General features: G+C 28.4%; 22 protein-coding genes. 21 read left to right on the top strand and 1 reads right to left on the bottom strand.

From position 1 onward, the window contains the following. Nucleotides 1-58: 58 nt before the first annotated feature. From IC175_RS07740 to IC175_RS07810, 15 genes are all read left to right on the top strand, one after another. Nucleotides 59-2,185: a chemotaxis protein CheA gene (locus IC175_RS07740; protein ID WP_227433633.1), complete on the top strand. Its 2,127-nt coding sequence runs from the start codon at nt 59-61 to the stop codon at nt 2,183-2,185. Nucleotides 2,186-2,197: 12 nt separating this feature from the next. Continuing rightward, nucleotides 2,198-2,638, top strand: coding sequence for a chemotaxis protein CheW (locus tag IC175_RS07745; protein WP_227433632.1), 441 nt, complete (start codon nt 2,198-2,200; stop codon nt 2,636-2,638). A gap of 36 nt (nt 2,639-2,674) precedes the next feature. Beyond that, nucleotides 2,675-3,478: a CheR family methyltransferase gene (locus IC175_RS07750; protein ID WP_227851393.1), complete on the top strand. Its 804-nt coding sequence runs from the start codon at nt 2,675-2,677 to the stop codon at nt 3,476-3,478. 39 nt (nt 3,479-3,517) lie between these two features. Further along, nucleotides 3,518-4,099, top strand: a complete 582-nt coding sequence (locus IC175_RS07755) for a CheB methylesterase domain-containing protein (RefSeq protein WP_227483650.1) — start codon at nt 3,518-3,520, stop codon at nt 4,097-4,099. Between the two features lie 119 nt (nt 4,100-4,218). Beyond that, nucleotides 4,219-5,082, top strand: coding sequence for a DUF3298 and DUF4163 domain-containing protein (locus tag IC175_RS07760; protein WP_227433629.1), 864 nt, complete (start codon nt 4,219-4,221; stop codon nt 5,080-5,082). A 107-nt stretch (nt 5,083-5,189) separates the two neighbouring features. After that, nucleotides 5,190-6,179 carry an ornithine cyclodeaminase family protein gene (locus IC175_RS07765; RefSeq protein WP_227433628.1) on the top strand — a complete coding sequence of 330 codons (990 nt, stop codon included), beginning with the start codon at nt 5,190-5,192 and terminating at the stop codon, nt 6,177-6,179. 92 nt (nt 6,180-6,271) lie between these two features. Next, nucleotides 6,272-6,883, top strand: coding sequence for a hypothetical protein (locus tag IC175_RS07770; protein WP_227433627.1), 612 nt, complete (start codon nt 6,272-6,274; stop codon nt 6,881-6,883). A 287-nt stretch (nt 6,884-7,170) separates the two neighbouring features. Beyond that, nucleotides 7,171-7,950, top strand: coding sequence for a DUF975 family protein (locus IC175_RS07775; protein ID WP_227433626.1), 780 nt, complete (start codon nt 7,171-7,173; stop codon nt 7,948-7,950). Between the two features lie 204 nt (nt 7,951-8,154). Continuing rightward, complete coding sequence (locus tag IC175_RS07780; protein ID WP_227433625.1) at nt 8,155-8,514, top strand: BlaI/MecI/CopY family transcriptional regulator; 360 nt, start codon at nt 8,155-8,157, stop codon at nt 8,512-8,514. A gap of 10 nt (nt 8,515-8,524) precedes the next feature. After that, on the top strand, nt 8,525-9,847 hold the full coding sequence (locus IC175_RS07785) for a M56 family metallopeptidase (RefSeq protein WP_227845485.1): 1,323 nt from the start codon (nt 8,525-8,527) through the stop codon (nt 9,845-9,847). Between the two features lie 213 nt (nt 9,848-10,060). Next, nucleotides 10,061-10,468 carry a hypothetical protein gene (locus tag IC175_RS07790; RefSeq protein WP_227433623.1) on the top strand — a complete coding sequence of 136 codons (408 nt, stop codon included), beginning with the start codon at nt 10,061-10,063 and terminating at the stop codon, nt 10,466-10,468. Between the two features lie 411 nt (nt 10,469-10,879). Continuing rightward, complete coding sequence (locus IC175_RS07795) at nt 10,880-11,275, top strand: hypothetical protein (RefSeq protein ID WP_227433622.1); 396 nt, start codon at nt 10,880-10,882, stop codon at nt 11,273-11,275. Nucleotides 11,276-11,701: 426 nt separating this feature from the next. Beyond that, the gene (gene iorA, locus IC175_RS07800; protein WP_227851394.1) at nt 11,702-13,483 is read left to right on the top strand and encodes an indolepyruvate ferredoxin oxidoreductase subunit alpha; all 1,782 of its coding nucleotides are present in this window, start codon (nt 11,702-11,704) and stop codon (nt 13,481-13,483) included. Beyond that, nucleotides 13,483-14,058: an indolepyruvate oxidoreductase subunit beta gene (locus tag IC175_RS07805; protein WP_227851395.1), complete on the top strand. Its 576-nt coding sequence runs from the start codon at nt 13,483-13,485 to the stop codon at nt 14,056-14,058. The genes iorA and IC175_RS07805 overlap by 1 nt, the downstream gene beginning before the upstream one ends. Nucleotides 14,059-14,421: 363 nt before the next feature. Further along, a complete protein-coding gene (locus IC175_RS07810; RefSeq protein WP_227845487.1) occupies nt 14,422-15,078 on the top strand; it encodes a hypothetical protein in 657 nt (218 codons plus the stop codon). A gap of 218 nt (nt 15,079-15,296) precedes the next feature. On the opposite strand, the gene sleC is transcribed toward IC175_RS07810, so the two are convergent. Then, a complete protein-coding gene (gene sleC / locus IC175_RS07815; RefSeq protein ID WP_227433618.1) occupies nt 15,297-16,568 on the bottom strand; it encodes a spore cortex-lytic germination protein SleC in 1,272 nt (423 codons plus the stop codon). A 250-nt stretch (nt 16,569-16,818) separates the two neighbouring features. Between sleC and IC175_RS07820 the strand changes: the two genes are divergently transcribed. The 6 genes from IC175_RS07820 to IC175_RS07845 all read left to right on the top strand — a co-directional run bounded on the left by IC175_RS07820 (nt 16,819) and on the right by IC175_RS07845 (nt 22,777). Next, complete coding sequence (locus IC175_RS07820) at nt 16,819-17,571, top strand: PrsW family intramembrane metalloprotease (RefSeq protein ID WP_227483648.1); 753 nt, start codon at nt 16,819-16,821, stop codon at nt 17,569-17,571. Between the two features lie 41 nt (nt 17,572-17,612). Then, nucleotides 17,613-18,923 carry an RsmB/NOP family class I SAM-dependent RNA methyltransferase gene (locus IC175_RS07825; protein WP_227834802.1) on the top strand — a complete coding sequence of 437 codons (1,311 nt, stop codon included), beginning with the start codon at nt 17,613-17,615 and terminating at the stop codon, nt 18,921-18,923. 100 nt (nt 18,924-19,023) lie between these two features. After that, entirely contained in the window at nt 19,024-19,560 is a 537-nt protein-coding gene (lepB, locus tag IC175_RS07830) for a signal peptidase I (RefSeq protein WP_227433615.1), read from the top strand. A 174-nt stretch (nt 19,561-19,734) separates the two neighbouring features. After that, the gene (gene lepB / locus IC175_RS07835) at nt 19,735-20,271 is read left to right on the top strand and encodes a signal peptidase I (RefSeq protein WP_227433614.1); all 537 of its coding nucleotides are present in this window, start codon (nt 19,735-19,737) and stop codon (nt 20,269-20,271) included. Nucleotides 20,272-20,280: 9 nt separating this feature from the next. Further along, nucleotides 20,281-21,036, top strand: coding sequence for a TIM barrel protein (locus tag IC175_RS07840; RefSeq protein ID WP_227851396.1), 756 nt, complete (start codon nt 20,281-20,283; stop codon nt 21,034-21,036). A 73-nt stretch (nt 21,037-21,109) separates the two neighbouring features. After that, on the top strand, nt 21,110-22,777 hold the full coding sequence (locus tag IC175_RS07845) for a nucleoside kinase (RefSeq protein ID WP_227433612.1): 1,668 nt from the start codon (nt 21,110-21,112) through the stop codon (nt 22,775-22,777). Nucleotides 22,778-22,959: the final 182 nt, after the last annotated feature.

Genomic DNA, 22,959 nt, shown 5'->3' on the forward strand with positions numbered 1-22,959 from the left:
ATAGAATATTATATATAAGAAAAAATAGAAATTTATTTGTCGACTGTAGGTGATAAATATGAATTACATTGAACCAAGTATGAGACCAATGTTAGATATGTTTATATTTGAGACAAGTCTATTACTTGAGCAATTAGATGAAATTATGATTCAGACAGAAAAAGAAAGAATATTTAGCGACAGTAATATTAATGAAACTTTTAGAATTATGCATACAATAAAAGGCTCAGCTTCTATGATGGGTCTAGATAATATGTCTGCTTTAGCACACAGTGTAGAAGACCTATTTTATATTATACGTGAAAGAAAAATAGAGATTATAGATAATGATTTATTGTTTGATTTAGTTTTTCAAGCATTAGATTTTATAAAATATGATATTGGTAAATTACAATCAGGAGATTGTACAACTTCTGATTGCTCTAGCTTTATAAAAGATATTGAAGATTATGTAAGTACTCTAGAACTATCAAGTTCTACAAAATTACAAGATAAGTTGAACTTAGAAGACACATACGAAAAAGAAATAAATAATTTAAATTTTTCATATAAGGAAGGTTCAGACATAGTCAAAATAGTTTTTGAACAAGATTGTATGATGGAAAATGTAAGAGCTTTTATGCTTACATTTGAATTGCAAGATTACTGTGAATTTCTAGCATTTTATCCTGAAGACATAGAAAAGAATACAGGTACAGCAGAATATATTAAAAAATATGGATTTTATATACAATTTATTGCTAAAGATGATAAAAACATAATTTATAAAACAATAAAAGATAATCTATATGTAAAAGAGTATTCAAATGTTGATAAAGATGATATATATACAAGTGAAAAACAGGATGATATGTTGGTGAAAAACCCAAAAACTAATTTGGAGACAAATTCTAAAGATGAAAATAATTTTGTAAAAGAAAAAAGTGCATTACAAGAAAGTGTCTTAAATGAGAAAATTGACTTAGAGCAAGATGTTTTAATTGAAGGAAATGAGCATCTTCCTATAAGTAAACAAAATATTATGACTGTAAATTTAGAAAAACTAGATTTACTTCAAAATATAGTTGGAGAAATTGTAATTATGGAATCAATGGTTGTAAATAGTGTAGATTCTAAAGGTGTTGATATAGATAATTTCAATAAAGCAACCAGACAATTACATAAGCTTACAGATGAATTGCAGGATATAGTAATGTCAATGCGTATGGTTAAAATTGCAGGTGTATTTCAAAAAATGCATAGAATTGTACGAGACATGAATAAAAAATTAGATAAAAATGTTGAACTAGTAACTATAGGAAATGAAACAGAAGTAGATAAAAATGTAATGGATAATTTAGCAGAACCATTTATGCATCTTATAAGAAATGCTATGGACCATGCAATAGAGCCTGCTGATGAACGCATATCTAAGGGTAAAAAAGAAATAGGAACTATAATTTTATCTGCTGAAAATTTAGGCGGAGAAGCTGTCATAAGTATTTCAGATGATGGCAGAGGTCTCATGAAAGATAAGATTTTGGAAAAAGCTAAAGAACAAGGTCTTCTTAAACATCAAATTAATGAATATACTGATGATGAAATTAACTCTTTAATTATGACTCCAGGATTTTCTACAAAGGAATCTATAACTGAATTTTCTGGTAGAGGAGTAGGGATGGATATTGTTCGTAAAAGTATTGAAAAAGTTGGTGGTTCAATTGGTGTAAAAAGTACAAAAGATGAAGGAACAACATTTACTATAAAAATACCACTGACACTTTCTATAGTAGAAGGTATGGAGTTCAAAGTTGGAAACTCGATGTTTACTTTGCCAATATCATCAATAAGAAGTACATTTAAACTTGCAGATTTAAGCCAAGTAATTAAAGATGGTAGTGGAACAGAATTAATTACAATATATGGAGCATGTATTCCTATTATAAGATTGCATAAAATATATGATATTCATACAGATATAACTGAATTAGTAAATGGAAATATGATAATCATAGAAAATGAGTATAAAGCAGTATGTATTTTTGTGGATGAAATAATAGGAACTCAACAGGTTGTAGTAAAGCCATTTCCAGTTTATTTTAACAGATTTAATATGAAAAACAATGGTTTTTCAGGATGCACAATACTTGGTGATGGAAGTATAAGTCTGATTATAGATGCAGATAACATTATGGAAATATATTAGGGGATTTAAAGTATGTCTACAAATGATATTATAAAACAAGTATTAACATTTTATGTTAATGATGTTATTTATGGAATAGAATTAGAAAATGTAATTGAGACTATAAGGTTTCAACCAATAACATATGTACCACGTCTTCCAAATTATATAAATGGAGTTATTAATTTGAGAGGAAGAATTATACCAGTTATTGATATGCATATTAGATACAATCTTCCTGAAGTTGATTATAATGAGAGAACATGCATAATAATTATAAAAATTGATGAGTATCAAGTTGGAATTATTGTAGATAAAGTTGTTGATGTCGTTCTTATAGATGACTTAAACTTACTAGAGACAACTATTTCTAACAACATAAATATAAATAAAGTTATAAAAGAGATTGTAAAAGTTGGAGATAAGTCTATACTAATTTTAGATATTCGAAAGTTTCTAATTGACAGCATGTAATTAGCTTTGATAAATTGGCAGGAGGAAGTTTTTTGTATGATAAAACTCACTGATGAAGAATTTAAAATTCTTGGAAACTATATAAAAAAAGAGTACGGAATTGATTTAAGCAAAAAAAGAGTATTAATTGAAGGACGACTATATAATACAATGCGAGAGAGAAAGTTTAGTTCTTTTAGTCAATATATGAACCTATTATTTAGAGATAAGACAGGAAATGAAGCTATAAATTTAATAAATAGGTTGAGCACAAATCATACATTTTTTATGAGAGAACATCAGCATTTTGAGTATATGTATAATAATATACTTCCTTTTTGGGAAGAAAATAATAAACTCAGAAACTTAAATATATGGAGTGCAGGTTGCTCTAGTGGAGAAGAAGCATATTCAATAGCTATGACTTTAGATGATTATTTTGGGAGTAGGAAAGACCTGTGGAATATTAAAATTATAGCCACAGATATTTCAATGAATTCACTTGAAAAAGCTAAAAGAGCTGTATACACAGAATCAAATGTTGATAATGTTCCAAAATTATGGAAGAAAAAATATTTCATAGATAATAAAGATGGTACATTTAAAGTTTGTGATAAGATTAGAAAAAGTGTATTTTTTAAACCATTCAATTTAATTGAAGATTTCTCACATCAACTTTTTGATTTGATTTTTTGTAGAAATGTTATGATTTATTTCGATTTAAAAACAAAAGAAGAGCTTATAAATAAATTTTATGATGTAACTAAAAAAGATGGATTTTTATTTGTAGGTCATGCAGAGATAGTAAATAGAAGAAATACAGAATACGACTATGTAAAACCTGCTGTTTATAAAAAATAGAAGAATATTTTAGATATATGATTTTGTGGGGGCGGTAATGTGGAAAATATTAATAACAGGGTCATTGCTATAGGCGCATCTATAGGTGGAACAGAAGCAATACTTGAGATTATAAAAGACTTACCAAAATCTACACCAGGGGTTGTTGTAGCTCAACATATGCCAGCTATATTTACTGAGATGTATGCACAACGACTTGATAAGCAGTGTATTATGAATGTAAGAGAAGCTAAAAATAATGATAGAGTAGAGCAAGGAAATGTACTTATTGCACCTGGTGGATATCAAATGAAATTACATTTAGATAAAGATGGGTATTATGTAACTTGTGAAGAAGGTGAAAGAATAAGTGGACATTGTCCATCTGTAGATGTTTTGTTTGATTCAGTAGCACAAGTAGCAGGTAAAAACTCAGTAGGAATAATACTTACAGGAATGGGTTCAGATGGAGCAACTGGACTTTTGAAAATGAGAGAGAAAGGTTCATTTACAATTGGGCAAGATAAAAATTCTTGCATTGTATATGGAATGCCAATGGTAGCATTTGATAGAGGTTCTGTTGTAATCCAATTACCACTTGATAAAATTTCAAGTTGTCTGATAAGTCATCTTAATATTTGAAAAGAAAAAGATTAATTTTTATAAATAAAAATTAATCTTTTATTAAATTATATGGATAAAAAACCCTAGAAACTCCAAATATAATAAGAGAGATTTATATTTAGGAGGAAAATAATAAGATGAAATTTTTTAAAGTAAATACGAAAGCTAGAGTTTTAAGATATGTGTTTGTTTTATCCTTGACTATAATAGCTATTTTAGCAATTAAACATGACTATAGATATAATAATTTGGGGAAAGATGCTTTACTTAATCTAAATAAAGACAAAGAAGCTGTAAGCGTTATGAGTAATCAATCATTGCCAAAAGATACTACAAATAGTAAACAAACTTTATCAGTAAGTACAATAGGAAGTAAGACAATAGTGAAAAATGATGAATATATAGAAAGTACTATAAATATGCCTATAATAACAAATTCAAATAAGATTGTTGAAAGGTCTACAAATGATAGAATAAAAAATGATATATTTGAATTTTATAACAAATCGTATAAAGAGGCAAAACAATACCTTAAAGATAATCCTGATGAAGAAAATAAATTTGTTGCAAATGTAGACTTTGAACTTAAAAAGAATACTGATTCTGCTCTTAGTATAAAGGTAAGATATTATACTTACAGTGGTGGAGCACATGGTTATTATCAAGATATAGCTTATAATGTAGATATGAGAACAGGGAAGTTTTTAGAATTAATGGACCTATTTAAAGATAATACTAAATATAAAGAAGTTATAGATGAGGAAATTAAACAACAAATAACTGATTTAGAAAAGAAAGATAAAGAAAATGTAGGAATATATAATTTTAAAGGGATAAAAGAAAATCAAAATTTTTATTTGCAAGATGATAACTTAGTTATATATTTTGATTTATACGATATAACTCCATATGCAGCAGGAATACCAGAATTTTCAATAAACAAAAAACTAATAAGCTATATGTTAAAATCGGAGTATGTAGATTTGTTTAATTTGAAATAGGATTATTTAATTTGAAATATATTTATTTAATATGAAATAGAATTTGTATTAAAATGTTATGTTATAATATCTAGCATAGAAACTTATTAAAATTGGGGGTATATAAAATGCTACTTTTAAAAAAAGACGACATAAAAAAAGTATTTACTATGAGAGATGCAATTGAGGCTGATAAAGAGGCTTTTAGAATTTATTGTGAAGGAAAAAGTGTAACTCCTTTGAGAACTAATATACCAGTTCCAAGTCAGGATGCTAGTATGTTATTTATGCCAGGATATGTAGAGGACTTAGGGTGTGCAGGAATAAAAATTGTATCTGTATTCCCTAAAAATGCTCAAAAAGGCAAACCAGTAATTCCAGCAACAGTATTATTATTAGATGGGGAGACTGGAGAAGTATGTGCTGCTTTAGATGGTACTTATATAACTCAAGTTCGTACTGGTGCAGCATCTGGTGCAGCTATAGATGTTTTAGCCAAAAAAGATTCTAAGATAGGGGCTTTAATAGGCTTGGGAGGACAAGGTGAGTCACAACTTGAAGCTATGTTAGAAGCTAGAAATTTAGATGAAGTAAGAGTTTTCAGTAGAAATAAAGAAAGTAGAGAAAAATTTGCAAAAGAGATGAACTTAAAGCTAAGTAAATATAATACTAAAATAGTTGCAGCTGAGTCATCTGATGAAGCCATAGATAATGCTGATGTAATAGTTTTAGCAACAACATCAAAAAAACCAGTATTTGATGGAAATTTGGTTAAAAAGGGAGCATTAGTGAGTGCTGTAGGTTCATACTTACCAGATATGCAAGAGATGTGTCCAACTTGTTTAACTAGAGCATCTAAGATATTTTTTGAATCAACAGATGCAGTTTTATCAGAATCAGGAGATATATTAATTCCTCTAGAAGAAGGTAAAATAAGCAAAGCTGATTTTAGTGGTGATTTGGGAAATGTTATAAATGGAACTATTTCCGGAAGAGAAAATGATGACGAAATAATTGTGTTTAAAAGTGTCGGAATAGGTGTACAAGATGTCGTAACAGCGAAAAGAATATATGATAAAGCAAAAGATAGAGGGATTGGAATAGATTGGGAATGGTAAAATTTTCAAAATAAACTTATAATTAGACAAAATTATGCTATAATATTAATAAATAAATTTTTTTATTCAATTAACTGAGGGAGGATATTTGTATGAAAATGGTAAAAAAATTAATCTTATCTTCTATTATGGCTTTAGTTTTAGTTCTAACTATAGGCTGTTCTAATGCAGAAGAAAAAGTAAAGTCGAATTTTGAAGCTAATTTAGCAGCACTAGAAATGTATAAATACGATGAAAAAGGCATTTCTGATGCTTTAACAGAAGCTGAATATAAACAAATTCAAACTTATAATAACACAGATAAAGTTTCAATGCTTGCTCAATTAACACCTCTTTATGGAAAAGAGAATGCTGAAAAGATATATGACACAATTGTTAAATTAATACAAGGTGTTGAAAAAACAGTAACAGTAGATTCTTCTAGTAAGGATAAGATAACTTTAAAAGTTGTAAGTAAAGCATTGGATACTAGTAAAGTAATGTCTGAGGCAAACGATTTAGTAAAATCATATGTAACTGATAAAAATAATTACAATAAAGCAGAAAAAGAAGTTCAAGATGATATGGCAAAAATGATTATAGACCTTTATAACAAAAAGCCAACGAAAGATGTTACAACTTCAATTACATATACAAAAAAAGATGGTAAATGGCAACCACCTAGCAATATACAAAAATTATGTGAAGGAATATATACAATTTAATTTATTTTAAAGACACTAAAACTATCTTTTAAACATATAATAAACTGTTTGAAAGATAGTTTATTTTATTATTTATTGAATACTATTTTTCAAATTTGTTTGATATACTTGGCAGTTTTGACTATATAAAACTTTCAATACAATTATGCTATATCTTGATAAAACATGGTGAATAATTGTGTGTTATATAGTCGAAAATATGATATATTAATATTATATTATATGATAAAAGTTTATTTATATGCTTTTAGGGAGATTTTTTATATAAAATGAAAGGGGTGTTTTTTATGTTATCAAGGCAAGAATTAAAAAGAGTATCAAAAGCTCAGTTATCTGGAAACTGGGGAACATGTGCAATTAATATGGCAATATATATTGCGTTGATAGTAGCTATATCATTTATAGGATTGCCTTTTGAACCCTTAACTACTATCATAGTAGCGATAATAGGTTTTTTAGTTGCAGCAGGATTTACATGTATGTTTTTAAAGATTACTAAAGATAAAAAAGTCAAGATGGGAGATATCTTCGTAAATGGAAGAATTTATTTAAGAAGTTTTGGACTTTATATATTAGAATCAATTGCTGTTTATATTTATTCTTTTATAATCACAATTATCGGAGCATTTTTGTCATTTGGAGTTTTACTCACTAGTGGAGCAATTGAATACCTATCAAGTAATAATGTTGGAGTAGGAACTGTAATTTCTACTGCCATAACTCTAGTTATTATAGTAATTGTGTTGATGTTGCCAGTTTATATATTGTTATTATACATTTCTCAAGCTGCTTTTTTAATATGTGAAGATAAAGATAATCTTGGTGTATTTAAAGCAATGGGTGCTAGTTTAGATATGATGAAGGGTAATGTACTTAAACTATTTATATTAAATCTTAGCTTTATAGGATGGTATATATTGACTATATTCACTTTAGGAATAGGTTTGTTATGGTTAATTCCATATATAGGAGTTACTAATTGTAATTTCTATAGAGAATTATTAAAAGATAATCCAGATGTAGAAGATATATTATTAGATAAGGAAAAATCTTATTCTATGTATTAAGATGGTTTTATAGTTAAATAAAATAAAGCTTTATTTAGATATTAAAGTATAAAAATGACAAGACTGTCTTTTACAAGAACTATTTCTTTAAAGGACAGTTTTTGTTATTAAAAAAATAAATGGTTGACATCACATAGACTACTGTGATAGTTTTAAATTATAATATTGACTATTGTGATAACCATATTTGAGGAGCGATTTTATATGGAAATAAAATTATTTGATTCAGAACTTAAGGTGATGGAAGTTCTATGGGAGATAGGAGAAAGTAAAGCAGGGGAATTAGTAAAAGTTTTAAAGGAAGAAACAGGATGGAATAGAAACACTACGTATACAGTTATAAAAAAATTAGTATCAAAAGGTGCAATAGAAAGAATTGAACCAAACTTTGTTTGTAGACCTTTAATAAGCAAAGAAGAAGTTCAGAAGCATGAAACAGAAAGCTTAATTAATAAAATGTTTGGAGGGTCTTCAGAGAAATTTCTTTCAGCTTTTATTAATAAAGAAAATCTCTCAAGTGATGAGATTACAAAACTTAAACAAATTGTTGAGAAATTAAAGTGAGGTAAGATTAATGTTCACTAAATTGTTAGAAATGAGTGTTACTTCTGGGGTTTTAATTTTAATTGTTATTTTTATAAGAGCATGTTTGTTTAAAAAATTGCCTAAAAAAGTATTTGTATTATTATGGCTAGTTGTTTTGTTTAAACTTTTAGTACCAGTAAGTTTAAATTCTACTTTTAGTATTTATAGCATTATTGAGTCAAATTTTGATGCTCAATTGGGAAATGCATCCGCTGTGGATTATTCAATTAAGAAAAATAATAATTCTATCAGTAAGAATAATTTTGGAGATTCTAAGGCTTTATTCAATCTTGAGAATTTTACAGCATTGGAAATATCAAGTATTTTAACGTTTGGAATTTCTATTACTTTTATTATGTTTTTATGCTTTAAGTATACCAGGACGATTAATCTTTTTAAAACTTCGATACATATAAAAAATCATGAATTTATTAAAAAGTGGGCATATGATAATAGAGGTTTTAGAAAATTCTTTGTTTGTATTTCTGAATTTACTAAAACACCTCTTACAACTGGTATTTTAAAACCGAATATTATTTTGCCAAAACAAATGGACTATAGCAATAACCAAACTCTAAACTTTGTCTTAACTCATGAATTGGTTCATATCAATAGGTTTGACAATATATTGAAGTTGTTTATGATTGTAGCTCTTGCTGTCCATTGGTTCAATCCTTTAGTTTGGGTAATGCTTTTTTTATTGAATAAAGATATAGAATTTAGTTGTGATGAAAAGGTAATGAGTATAGTTGGTGAAGAATATAGAGCTGATTATGCAACTGCGCTTATAAGTTTGGCAGAGGAACATAATACATTTCCAATGACACTTTATAACGGATTTGGAAAGACAAAGATAGAAGAAAGAATAGTTAATGTTATGAAGTTTAAAAAATCAACCTATATTACTTTTTTAGTTTCAGCTGTGTTAATTTGTGGGACTAGTGTTGTTTTTGCAACTGGAAATAAAGAAATTGATGAAGTTGAATCTTTTAATCTAATGGAAATTGAGCAAAGTAATAAAAACGACTTTTCAATAGGAGGTCAGCCATTAAAAATAGAATCTAAGATAAATAATACAAATATTTCTGTGGGATTATCAGCTAAAAGTGATGAAAGCATTGATTTAAGTACATCAGAAACATATAAAATGCAGAAAATTACTTCAAAGGTTGATGTAGAAGAAGTGTATTCTAATATGTCAAAGTATTCAGTTGTACCAACTGATAATATTTCTAAGAAGATATCTGTAACAAAAAGTATGAAGATTTTAACAAATAATAAATTGCAGTATAAAGATTCTGAAAGCAACTAGATATATGACAAATAAGGATGGGTTGAGAATTAGGAATACTATCTTAAAATAATTAAATTTATTTTGAGATAGTATTTTTTATTAAAAAATTTTATAGAAATACTTGACACAATTATGACTATTATGATAGTCTAAAGATGTAGTAAATAACTATTGCAATAGTCATAATGAACTACACTACCCAAATAAATCTCTAAGAAAGGAATATAAATTATGAAAATAAAAAAATCCCTTATAAGTGCAATGATGGTATCTGCTATGGTACTAGGAGGAACAGGAGCAGTATTTGCAAGTGGAAATGACGATGTATCTAATATTGAGTTATCTAAGTTTAAATCTCTAGTAGAATCAGGTGTAACTGATGCTGCTGACTTAGAAAAACATGGAGTTGAGTATTATACTTATGAAGAGTACGCTAAGCAGATTGAAGAGTTAAAAGCATATGCTAAAGACTCTTCAGCAGTTAAAGATGTAAGTTCAAAAGACCTTGAAGATACAATTAAGATTATGGAAAAAGATTTAGAAAAGATAAAAACTGAAGGCTTAAAGATAATGAAACCTATCGTAATAGATAATGAAGATGGAACTCAATTGGCAGTTTCTTTATCTAGAGCTGAATAATCAATATTAAATTTTTTAGATATAGCTTGAAAAAGTATTTAAAAAACTAAATAAGCGTAATTAAACATAGTAAACAAGAACAAAACAAGTAACAAATAAACGATAACAAAAGGCTTAAAGTCTATATGAAGATAGAGAAGTAAAAAATAAACAAATTAAATAGTATAAAAATAAATCTAGTCAAAGTAAAAGTATTAAACCCAGTTTGTAATGTTAACATTTTTTATATGTATTAAGAAATGTTAACATTACTTTTTTTATTCAAAATATGGATTTTTACTAAAAAACGTTGTAGAAATACTTGACATAAATATGACTATTATGATAGTCTGAAAGTGTAGTTAATAACTATTGCAATAGTCATTGTGAACTACACTACCCAAATAAATCTCTAAGAAAGGAATATGAGTTATGAAAATAAAAAAATCCCTTATAAGTACAATGATGGCATCTGCTATAGTATTAGGAGGAACAGGAGCAGTATTTGCAGATGGAAGTAGTGATGTATCTAATATTACGTTAGATAAATTTGATTCTCTAATAAAATCAGGAATAACTGAGCCTGCTGACTTAGAAAAATATGGAGTTGAGTATTACACTTATGAAGAATATGCTAAGCGTATTGAAGAATTAAAAGAGTATGCTAAAGACACTACACAAGTTAAAGACTTAAGTTCACAAGACCTTGAAAATACAATTAAGAGTATGGAAAAAGATTTAGAAAAGATAAAAAATGAAGGTTTAAAGATTATGAAACCTATTAGAATAGACAATGGAAATGGATTGATAGGTTTCTATGGTCGTTAAATAATTAAATGATACAAAAGTAAATCTAGACAAAGTAAGAGTACTAATTCAGCTTGTAATGTTAACATTTTTTAATGTATGTTAAGAAATGTTAACATTACTTTTTTTTTATTTAAAATAATATTGAAAATATTATGAAAATTCTAACGAAAATTAATTCTTAATTATTAGAGTCATTAAAATTTAAAGAAAAATGGCAATTTGGTATTTTAAAAGTGAGTTTTAAAAAAATTAAGGCTATTGGCATGGCAATTGCTTAGTAAATAAAATAAGAACAATATTATAAATTTATGGATTCATATTATTATTTGCTATCAATATTTAAATTGTATTGATAATAAATATATAGTTGATAGCTTCTAAAATGTATCGCTAACAAATACACTAAGTTATCAAAGAGGTATTATTTCTAAGGAGGGGGAAAGCATGAAACAATTGCTTACAGGAAATGAGGCAGTAGCACGTGGTGCTTACGAAGCAGGCATATCTTATGCAGCTGCTTATCCAGGAACACCAAGTACTGAAATATTGGAAAATATAGCACTATATAAAGATGACATAATTGCAGAGTGGGCACCAAATGAGAAAGTAGCAGTAGAGTCAGCAATAGGAGCCTCTATTGCAGGAGGTAGAGCCCTTGCAGCTATGAAGCATGTTGGAGTAAATGTTGCTGCAGACCCAATATTTACATATGCATATATGGGAGTAAATGGTGCGATGATTATTGTATCTGGAGATGACCCTGGCATGCACTCATCACAAAATGAACAAGATAATAGACATTATGCTAAATTTGCAAAGATAGCTATGATAGAACCAAGCAACAGCCAAGAATGTAAGGATATGCTAAAGGCTGCGGTTGAGATAAGTGAAAAATACGATACAACAGTTTTATTTAGAATGGTGACTAGAATATGTCATAGTAAAGGACTTGTTGAGTTAGGAGAAAAAGAAGAAACAATTGTAAAAAAATATGAAAGAAATCTTTCTAAGTTTGATGCTATTCCAGCAACTTCAAGAGGATTAAGAATTAAACTTGAAGATAGATTAAAAAAGCTTGAAGAGTTTTCTAATGAAACTGACTTAAACTTTATAGAATGGAATGATAAGAAAATAGGCGTGATAACTTCAGGAGCTTCTTATGAGTATGCTAAAGATGTGTTTGGAGATACTGTATCATATTTAAAATTAGGATTTACATATCCTCTTCCAACAAAGAAGATAAGAGGTTTTGCAGAACAAGTAGAAACTGTTTATGTAATCGAAGAATTAGAACCTTATATAGAAGAACATCTTAAAGAAAAGAACATACCATGTATTGGAAAAGAAAAGATACCTAATATAGGTGAGTTAAATCCAGATATTATAGCTCAATCAATTTTGGGAGAAAAAAGAAAACTAATAGAGTATAGCCAAGAAAAAATAGTTGGCAGACCTCCAACTTTATGTGCAGGATGTCCACACAGAGGATTTTTCTATGAGCTAGGAAAGGTTAAAAATGTACTTATAAGTGGAGATATAGGATGTTATGGTCTAGGAGGAGCAGAGCCTTTAAATGCTAAAGATACTTGTATATGTATGGGAGGAGGGCCAGGTGTAGCTCATGGAGCACAAAAGATATTTACTAAAAATAATATTAACATGAGGACTATATCTACAATAGGAGATTCAACATTCTTTCATACAGGAATAAATGGTCTCATAGATATAATCTACAACAAAAGTAATACTGTAACATGTATTCTTGATAATAGAATTACTGGAATGACTGGTCATCAAGAAAATCCTGGAACTGGATTTTCATTGCAAGGTGATGTTACTGAAATGATGGACATTGAGACTATAGTAAAAGCTTTGGGTTGTAAAAATGTAAAGGTAGTTAATCCTAACATGTTGAATGAAGTTAAAGAAGCATTAAATTGGGCTTTATCAATTGATGAACCTTCAGTAATAATCACTAGATGGCCATGTGCATTAAAAAAATTTACAGAAGATGATAAAAAAAGATTCGACCTTACACCATCAATTTGTAGCGTAGATGATGAGAAATGTATTGGATGTAAGAAATGCCTTACAACAGGATGCCCTGCTTTGAGATTTGATAAATCTAAAAAGAAATCAAGTATAAATCAGGCTCAATGTGTAGGATGTACAGTATGTGCACAAGTATGTCCAGTAAATGCTATAAAAAAGGTTGGTGAAAAGTAATGAAAAAGGTTAAAAATGTATTGTTATCAGGAGTAGGAGGTCAGGGTACTGTTTTAGCAAGTAAAATACTTTCTGCTGGTCTTATAGATGCTGGATATGATGTTAAGATGTCAGAGGTTCATGGTATGGCTCAAAGGGGTGGAAGTGTAACAACACAAGTTAGATATGGAGAAAAAGTACACTCTCCTATACTTGGAAAAGGAGATGTTGACGTATTAGTTTCATTTGAGACTATGGAGGCTTTAAGATATCTTGATTTTCTTAAGCCTAAGGGTAAATTAGTAGTAAATGATTATGAAATGCCTTCTGCACCAATTTTAACAGGTAGAGTGGATTATCCTAAAAATATAATAGACGATATTAAAGAAAAAGTGGATGTAACAGTGATAAAGGCAGTTGATATTGCCAGAGGTTTTGGAAATGAGAAGGTTATGAATGTAGTACTTTTGGGAGCATTGATTAAGGCTTTACAGTTAGAAAATGATATAGATTGGGAAAAGATAGTATCACAACAGGTTAAACCTAAGTTTATAGAAATTAATATAAAAGCTTTAAGAGAAGGAATGAATATTTAGAAAATAAAAATTACAGATAAAAAACTATATAAAGAACCAGAAAAAATAATTATATATAATATACAAAGGGTTAGGAAAGATTAATTATAGATATAATACAAAAAGGGTTAGGAAAGATTAATTAAAAATATAATATATAAAGGGTTAAAAAATAATTTCAAAAAAAAACTATATGTAATAGTTATTTAATGCAATAGCTATTTACTAAGATAGTTATTTAAAAATGAAATTTTATCAATTTAAACATGGAAAATGAATACCTAAGTAAGCAATATTTAATAAATATATTTATATAGAGATAACAATAAAATAAATACTTGAAAGGAAGGAGAACTATTTAGATTATTAAATAGTATTTATAATATGAAAAAAGGCGATTTTATATGGAGTGGAGTTCTTATTTGTCTTATTGCTATTTTAGTGATGCCAAGTAGTAGAGCGGTATTTATGGAAGCAACAGGTGCACATCCATATATTGGAGGTTTTTTCAAGTTTGCTGTGTTAGCAACAATGGGAGACTTACTTGGTGCTAGAATTTTGCATAAAGACTGGAAAATACCAGTAGGAATCTTTTACAGAGCTGTAGTTTGGGGAATTATAGGTGTAGTTACAACATATGCTATGTCAATTTACTCAGCAGGTGTAGGGCAGGCACAAGTAGATGGTATGCTTCCATTTGAAGGAATAGCTTTTGCAAATGCTCTATTTAAGAGTGCAACTATGAATATATTAATGTCACCAACTGTATTTTTATTCCATAAGGTTATGGATTGCTTTATAGATAAAAAATACGAAGTTGGAAAGGGTGTTAAGGTAGTTCTTAAAGATGTAGTAAATGTTGTAGACTGGAATGCATATCTTGGTTTTAGTGTTTTGAAAACTATACCATTTTTCTGGATACCATGTCATACAATTGTATTCTTGTTCCCTGCTGAATATAGAGTAATTGCCTCTGCTTTTGCATCTATAGCTCTAGGATTAATTTTAGCATTAGCCAATAAATCTAAAGCTACAAATTAAGATTATTAATAAAGTTAGAGTTATTAAGTTAGAATTATTGATTGCTGTTTTTAAGAAGCTTAAAATCCCCCATTTAAGAGTTTTAAGGTTCTAAAATAATAAGTTATAACTACAAAAAATGGCTGCTAAGACTATTATGATTATAGGTTAAAAAACTTATAACAGATAGTAGTTTATAACAGCCATTTTTTATGTTAAGCTAATAAGTTAGTTAAAATCTAAATTAGAGGATTTAAAGAAGCTATTCTAGTTGTAGCTACGTAAACCCTGGATATTTCATACCATGTCTTAAAGTCAACTACTCCAGTTTGAGGTAAACCAAAAATTCCTTGGAATATTTTTACAGAATTTTCTGTATCTGTACCATAGATTCCATCTTCCCTCACTTTTGGTATAGCTGGATAAGAATTAGATATAGCATTTAACTGGTTTTGTATAGTTCTAACGTATTGTCCAGAAGAACCAACTTGTAGTGTAGTTCCAGGAAATGATACTGGTACACCACTAACTACTGGAGCTTTTTCAAACACTATTTCGTCTCCATAGAAATATCTTAGTATTCTTTCATAATCGTATCCTTGGTCACCTAGGTCCTTACTACCCCATTGAGTCATTTGATTAGGACATTGAGATTTTTGACCATCACAATATTGAGCTAGTAGTGGCTGTCTTGATGTAGGAGGTCTTTTTATAAATGTATTAAATATAGCATCTACAACTACGTTAATTGGTTCAAATAAGTTTCTATTGTTTATAAATTTATGGTCATATGCTGTTGATGAGGTGATTGTAAAGTTATATCCTTTGTTTCTGTACCATTCAGTAAAGACTCTATTTAAAGTAAATGATATTATAGCTATTACATTTGCGTAGATTGTCTGCTCAGGCCAAGTTGAATATATTTCAGATGAGGCTATGTTTTTAATGTACTCTTTAAATGGAATCCAATAATTTGCCGCTGATGTATTTTCTGGTAAACCATCATGAACTACTATAAATTCAGGCACTACAGGGTTATCTAATACAACAAAACCAGTAGGTGGTGGTAATGGTTTTAGGTTACTTTCTGGAATTTTAGGAGGATAAGTACCGTATAAAGTATGTTCTCCTATATCAAAAATCAATTCACTTTGTCTTGAGAAGGAACGCTTACTTCTTGTTCTAGGAAACATAGGAACTCCTTGTCTCGCCTCAATTGTAGCTAGTAACTGTGTCCCTTCTATGACAACTGTCTCATATCCATCCGCTATAGCTTCTACTATATACTGGCTGTAAGGTCTAACATCAGATGGTTGTAGAGAGTAATCTACATCTGGTGCTGGTAATACTAATCCAGTCACTTGGCCAGATTCATTACTTATTAGGTTCTGGTATAAAGTTGATGAGCTTTGGCTACCATTAGACATTGAATATATGTTTACTGTTGCATTTTGAATGGGTCTATTGTTAGTAGCATCAATTATACTTACTGTTAAGAAACCATCTTGCATCAAATCACCCTTTCTTTAAATGAATTTAGTTCCCTTATATTTCAAGATATGAATATGGCTTGAGATTTGTTAAATAATATAGATATAAATTTAAATTTTTTTAAGTATTTTTAACCTATCAAATGATAAAGAGTTTAGTATATAAATTTGAGTGTAGAAAAATTTAAAATAAAAGCTGAAAGAAAATAAACTAAAAGTAAGTGTATATTTAAAACACAAATAAACTAAAAATAAGTAGTAATTATAAAACATGAATGAATTAAAAACTTTGAAAGGAAAATTACCTATGAAGCTGGATTTATTTTTATTAGCAGTAGTACCTATATTAATAGGTATGTTTTGGATAAGATCTAAAGATAAATATTGTAGAGAGCCACTAATCCATTTAATTAAATTTTTTATGATAGGTGCTTTTTTAAGTGTTATAATTATTCTTTTAGAAAATCTATTAATGAAGTTTAATGTATTTGAAGGATATTCAGAATTATTATATGTATCATTTATAGTTGCAGGTCTTGTGGAAGAAGGTGTAAAAGCTTTAATACTAATTCCTTCATTGATTAAAGAAAAGCATTTTACTGAAAAATTAGATGGTATTATTTATTCTGTATTTTTATCTTTAGGATTTGCAACAATTGAAAATATAGTTTATATTTTCTCTGAAAGTAGAAATTTAGCACTACAGGTTGGTATTAATAGAGCAGTTATCTCCATTCCAGCTCATGTAATGTTTGCTATTACTATGGGATATTATATTTCTAAGTATAAGTTTGAGGGGAATGAAATTAAAAAACGTGAATACTTATTTATGGCTGTATTAATTCCGATTTTATTACATGGAGTTTTTGATTTTATATTGATGATAGAATATAGATGGGCTATTATATTATTTATAGTTTATGTCATAATTTTGTGGAAAATAAATCTTGATAAACTTGAAAAATATATGAATAACTCTAAAAAAGTGTTTTTTGGAAACTTAAAGAAAAAGAAAAGAAAATAAATGACGAACAAGTAACGCAGATAAAAAGGGGGATTATAAATTTGGCAAATTTACCAAAAGAATTTTTAGAAGATATTAGAGAAATACTAGAAGATGAATATGATGATTTTATAAAAAGTTATAATGAAGAAAAGACTACTGGTCTTAGAATAAATACACTAAAAATTGATAAAGAAAAACTATTGAATTTAAATTTATTTGATTTATATCAGATACCGTGGGCAGATGAAGGTTTTTATTATGATGATAAAATTAATAGGCCTGGTAGAAATCCATTACATGAGGCTGGAGCATATTATTTACAAGAGCCTTCTGCAATGAGTGTAATACCAAAAGCAGATATTAAAGAAGGAGATAAAGTACTTGATATGTGTGCTGCACCTGGTGGCAAATCTACATATATATTATCTAGATTAAACAACACAGGTTTATTGGTTTCTAATGAGATTAATACAAGTAGAATTAAAGCTCTAGGAGAAAACTTAGAACGATTTGGGGCGAGAAATTGTATAATAACAAATACTGATTCTAATAGCTTAAGAAAGACATTTAATGGGTATTTTGATAAGGTGATTATAGATGCTCCTTGTTCTGGGCAAGGGATGTTTAGAAAAGATGAAGTGGCCATCTTAGATTGGAGTCAGGCAAAAGTAATTGAATGCCAATCTATTCAAAAAGAGATTATAAGAGATGGATATAAAATGTTAAAGAAAGATGGTATTTTAATTTACTCAACATGTACTTTTTCAAAAGAGGAGAATGAACATGTTATAAATGAGTTTATCAGTGAATATCCACATGCAGAACTTGTTGAGATGGAAAGGCTATGGCCTCATAAAATAAAGGGAGAAGGTCATTTTGTAGCTAAGATAAAAAAATTAGAAGAAGAAGAAAGTAATGTAAAAGAATTAAAAATAAAAAATTTAGATAAAGAAATAAAGGATTATAGGGAGTTTGAAAAGAAATTTTTAAAGACTGATTTTTATAGTAATAAAAAAAATAAATTTTATTTAAGAGGAGAAAATTTGTACCTACTTCCTGAAATATATCCAGATACAAAAAAACTAAAAGTATTGAGATACGGTTTGCATTTAGGGGTTTTAAAGAAGAATAGATTTGAGCCTTCTCATGCATTATCTCATTACTTAAAAGTTGAAGATGTAAAAAACGTTGAAAACTTTAGTGTACAAAGCGAATCGATTCTTAAATATTTAAAAGGGGATGTTATAAATTCTAATGAAAGTAGAGGATGGGTTTTGGTATCAGTTGAAGATATACCTTTAGGTTGGGGAAAAGAATCTGCTGGTGCAATTAAGAATCATTACCCTAAAGGTCTTAGAAAAGTATTTTAAACTATTAGAAAAAAGAAGTATAATATTTATATTGTAAGTTTATGGTAGATTAGTTTTGCTGTAGATTGACTTAATATTGAACACAGAGGAGACGATTTTAGTGGGTGAAGCAGTTAAAAAAGAAGTTGTAGAGTGGATAAAAGTGATTGTCATAGCTCTTGTTTTGGCATTTGCAATAACGCGTTTTATAGTGCCAACAATAGTTAAAGGAGAATCAATGTATCCTACGCTTGTAGAACGTGATTATTTGATAGTCAATAGAATTGCGTACAAAGTAGGAGAGCCAAAATACAAAGATATAATAGTATTCAAAACCGACTTAACAGAAGAAAATGGAAAGAAAAAAGATTTAGTAAAAAGAGTTATCGGGGTTCCTGGTGACCATGTAAAGATAAAAGACTCCAAGGTATATGTAAATGATAAATTGTTAGATGAAGTTTCCTATATACATAATAATCGTACTGATGGAGATATTGATATAGTAGTTCCAGAAGGAAAATTATTTGCAATGGGAGACAATAGAGAAAGAAGTTTAGATAGTAGATACGATGAGGTTGGATTGGTCGACGAGCACACCGTTCTAGGAAAAGTTCTAGTCAGATTGTATCCATTTTCTAAGATAGGAACTATTGACTAAACATTATAAATATAAAATTTGGAGCAATCGCTGATTAACTGAAATCACCAGACCATGCACAATAGTTGTCTATATAAAAAAGACAACACCTTATTTAGTAGACTTATCTAAAAGATAGTGCTTAAAAGTAGCATTATCAATAAAGATAATATAACTATAAAGGAGAATTTGTGAATGAATGAAACTATTAAAGAAGAGATTGTAGAGTGGATAAAAATAATTATTACTGCACTTTTTTTGGCATTTATTATAACTCGCTTTATAAAACCAACATTAGTAAATGGAGAATCAATGTACCCAACACTTAAACCACACGATTACTTAGTGGCAAATAGAATAACATATAAATTATCAGAACCAAAATGTGGAGATATAATGATATTTAAGACTGACTTGTTGCAAGATAATGGGAGAAAAAAAGAGTTAGTAAAAAGGGTTATAGGTGTACCAGGAGACCATTTAAAAATTAAAGATTCTAAGGTTTATATAAATGGTAAGTTATTAAATGAAGTTTCATATATACATGATAATTATACTGAAGGCGAGATTGATATGGTGATTCCTCAAGGTAAAGTATTTGCTATGGGAGATAATAGAGAAGTAAGTTTAGATAGTAGGTATAAAGAAGTAGGATTAGTGGATGAACAAAATATTAAAGGAAAAGTTATTTTAAGAGTGTTTCCTTTTACACAAATAGGTATTTTTGAGTAGGTGATTTGTATGGCAGTTGGTGTGGCATCTTTGTTATTTAATATTGAGGGTGCTTTAAAACTTTGTGAAAGTACAAAGGAAATAACTCATTTGGAAATTGGTATTGATAATATATATGAATGTAGTGAGTTATGTAAATATAAGCAGAGAATTTCTAAACTAGGGTTGTCTATAGGGATACATTTACCTATGGAATTAAACACTTGTGAAAATATAGAATATATACGAGCTTCATGGATAAGTTTTATTGAGAAGATAGAATTAGAGCTAGAAGGATTTGATATAAGGTACTTTAATCTTCATTTGGGTTATGTTATGACAAATAGACTTAAAAATAATAGGGACAAGTATTTAGATAATAGTGTAGATTTTTTTAATAAAATAAATACAGATTCACATATTTGTATAGAGAATACTTATTCAAAAGGTGGGGATTTTTCAAATATTGGAAATATATCCTATGATTTTGAATATATATTTAAGAGGATTAAAAATTCTAAGATTTGTTTTTGTTACGATGCTGGACACTGTTTAATTGATGAGGATGATTATTTAAATAACTTGAAAGATAAGATAAAATTGATACATTTAAGTGATAATGATGGTATCAATGATATACATGTTGGTATAGGAAGAGGTATTTTATCTGAAGAGAGTGTTAAAGAGGTTTTAAAATTAGATGCAGAATATTTAGTATTAGAAATAAATTACGAAGACATTGAAGATACTATAAGTAAATTGAATCATATTGTAGGAGAGGGTTAAATACCTCTCTTTATCTTGTTGATATGCCTCGTTGATTAAAATGTATATTCATCAAAAGGAAGGAGATGTTGAAGTGAAGAAAATAAATTTAAAAATAGACGGAAGAAGTAAGGAGTATTCATTAGACGAAAATTCTTTGGGAATTAGACTAGGAGATATAGCAAAAGAGTTTTGTGATGAACATAAAGGATATATAACACTTGCGGTTGTAGATAATAAATTGAAAGAGTTAAATTATAGAGTGAAAAAGGATTGTGAGATAGAGTTTTTGGATACGACAAATGAAGATGGAGAAAGAGTTTACTTTAGAGTCATGTCATTTGTGTTTGTGATGGCTTGTAGAGAGATATTTTGGGACAGCAGAGTTACAATAGAACATTCACTATCTGGTGGACTATATTGTGAAGTTCATATAGAGAGAAAACTTAAAGAAGTTGATGTTGAAAATATAAAAAATAAAATGAAAGAGATAATAAATAATGACTACACTATAGAAAAAATAGAAGTTACGAGGGATGAAGCTATTTCTATATTTGAAAATAATGAGATGTATGAAAAAGCAGAACTTTTGAAATACAAGGAATATGATAGTGCTAAAGTATATAAATGTAGAAACTATATAGACCATTTTTATGGATATATGTTGCCATCAACTGGTTATATAAAATCGTTTGATATCATACTTTACAATGGAGGTATTATAATTTTAGGGCCTAGTGAAGAAGATAAGACTCTACCTATGAAATTTATACCTCAACCTAAGCTATCAAACGTATATTATGAAGCAGAAGAATGGTCAAGACTAATGGGAATTGATAAGGTAGTATCACTTAACAGAATAATAGAAAATAATGAATATGGAGATATAATAAGAACATTTGAAGCATTACATGAAAAGAAACTATCTCAAATAGCAGATATGATAAAAGATAACAATAAGAGAGTAGTTTTAATAGCAGCGCCATCATCATCTGGAAAAACAAGCTTTGCTCATAGACTATCAATACATCTTAGAGTAAATAACTTAAATCCGATTTCAATATCTTTAGATGATTATTTTATAGATAGAAAACATACTCCTTTAGATGAATATGGAAACTATGATTTTGAGTCAATTTATGCTATAGATTTAGAGAGATTCAACTTAGATTTAAATAAACTTTTAGCAGGTGAAGAAATTGAGGATATAAGGTTTAACTTTAAAGCTGGGGAAAGAGAATATACTGGTAAAAAGATAAAGATAGACTCAAATCAACCAATTATATTAGAAGGTATACATGGGCTAAACCCTATTTTAACAGCATCCATACCAGATGAAGATAAATTTAAGATATACATAAGTGCCCTTACTCAAATAAATTTAGATGACCATAATAGAATTCCTACTGCCGATTTGAGAATGATAAGAAGAATTGTTAGAGATTATAATTTTAGAGGATATAGCGCTGATAATACTATTTTGCAATGGGCATCAGTTAGAAGAGGAGAAAAGAAAAATATATTCCCTTATCAAGATGAAGCAGATGCTATATTTAATTCCGCTTGTGTGTATGAATTAGCGGTTTTAAAGCGATTTGCTAAGCCTCTATTGGAGGAAATAGATGAAGATAATCCTGCTTATATTGAAGCTACTAGATTATTAAAGTTTTTACAGTATTTTGTTGAACTAGATGATATTTCTGATATACCAGGAACTTCAATCCTTAGGGAATTTATTGGAGGAAGTAAAATAGTTGATTAGCATGTATTATTGATTATTTTATTGTACTCATATTGAACTAAATATTTTTTTAGAGATACTGAATAATCTATGGTTTATATTTTAAGTAATATTGCTGGAGTATTAAAGTGAAAATTCTATTTAGTTATCAAAAATTCTTTGTTTTGTGAGAATTAGTATAGATAATAAATACTATTTAACTT

Origin of the sequence: Clostridioides sp. ES-S-0123-01, assembly GCF_020658415.1 — a bacterium.
GTDB lineage: Bacteria > Bacillota > Clostridia > Peptostreptococcales > Peptostreptococcaceae > Clostridioides.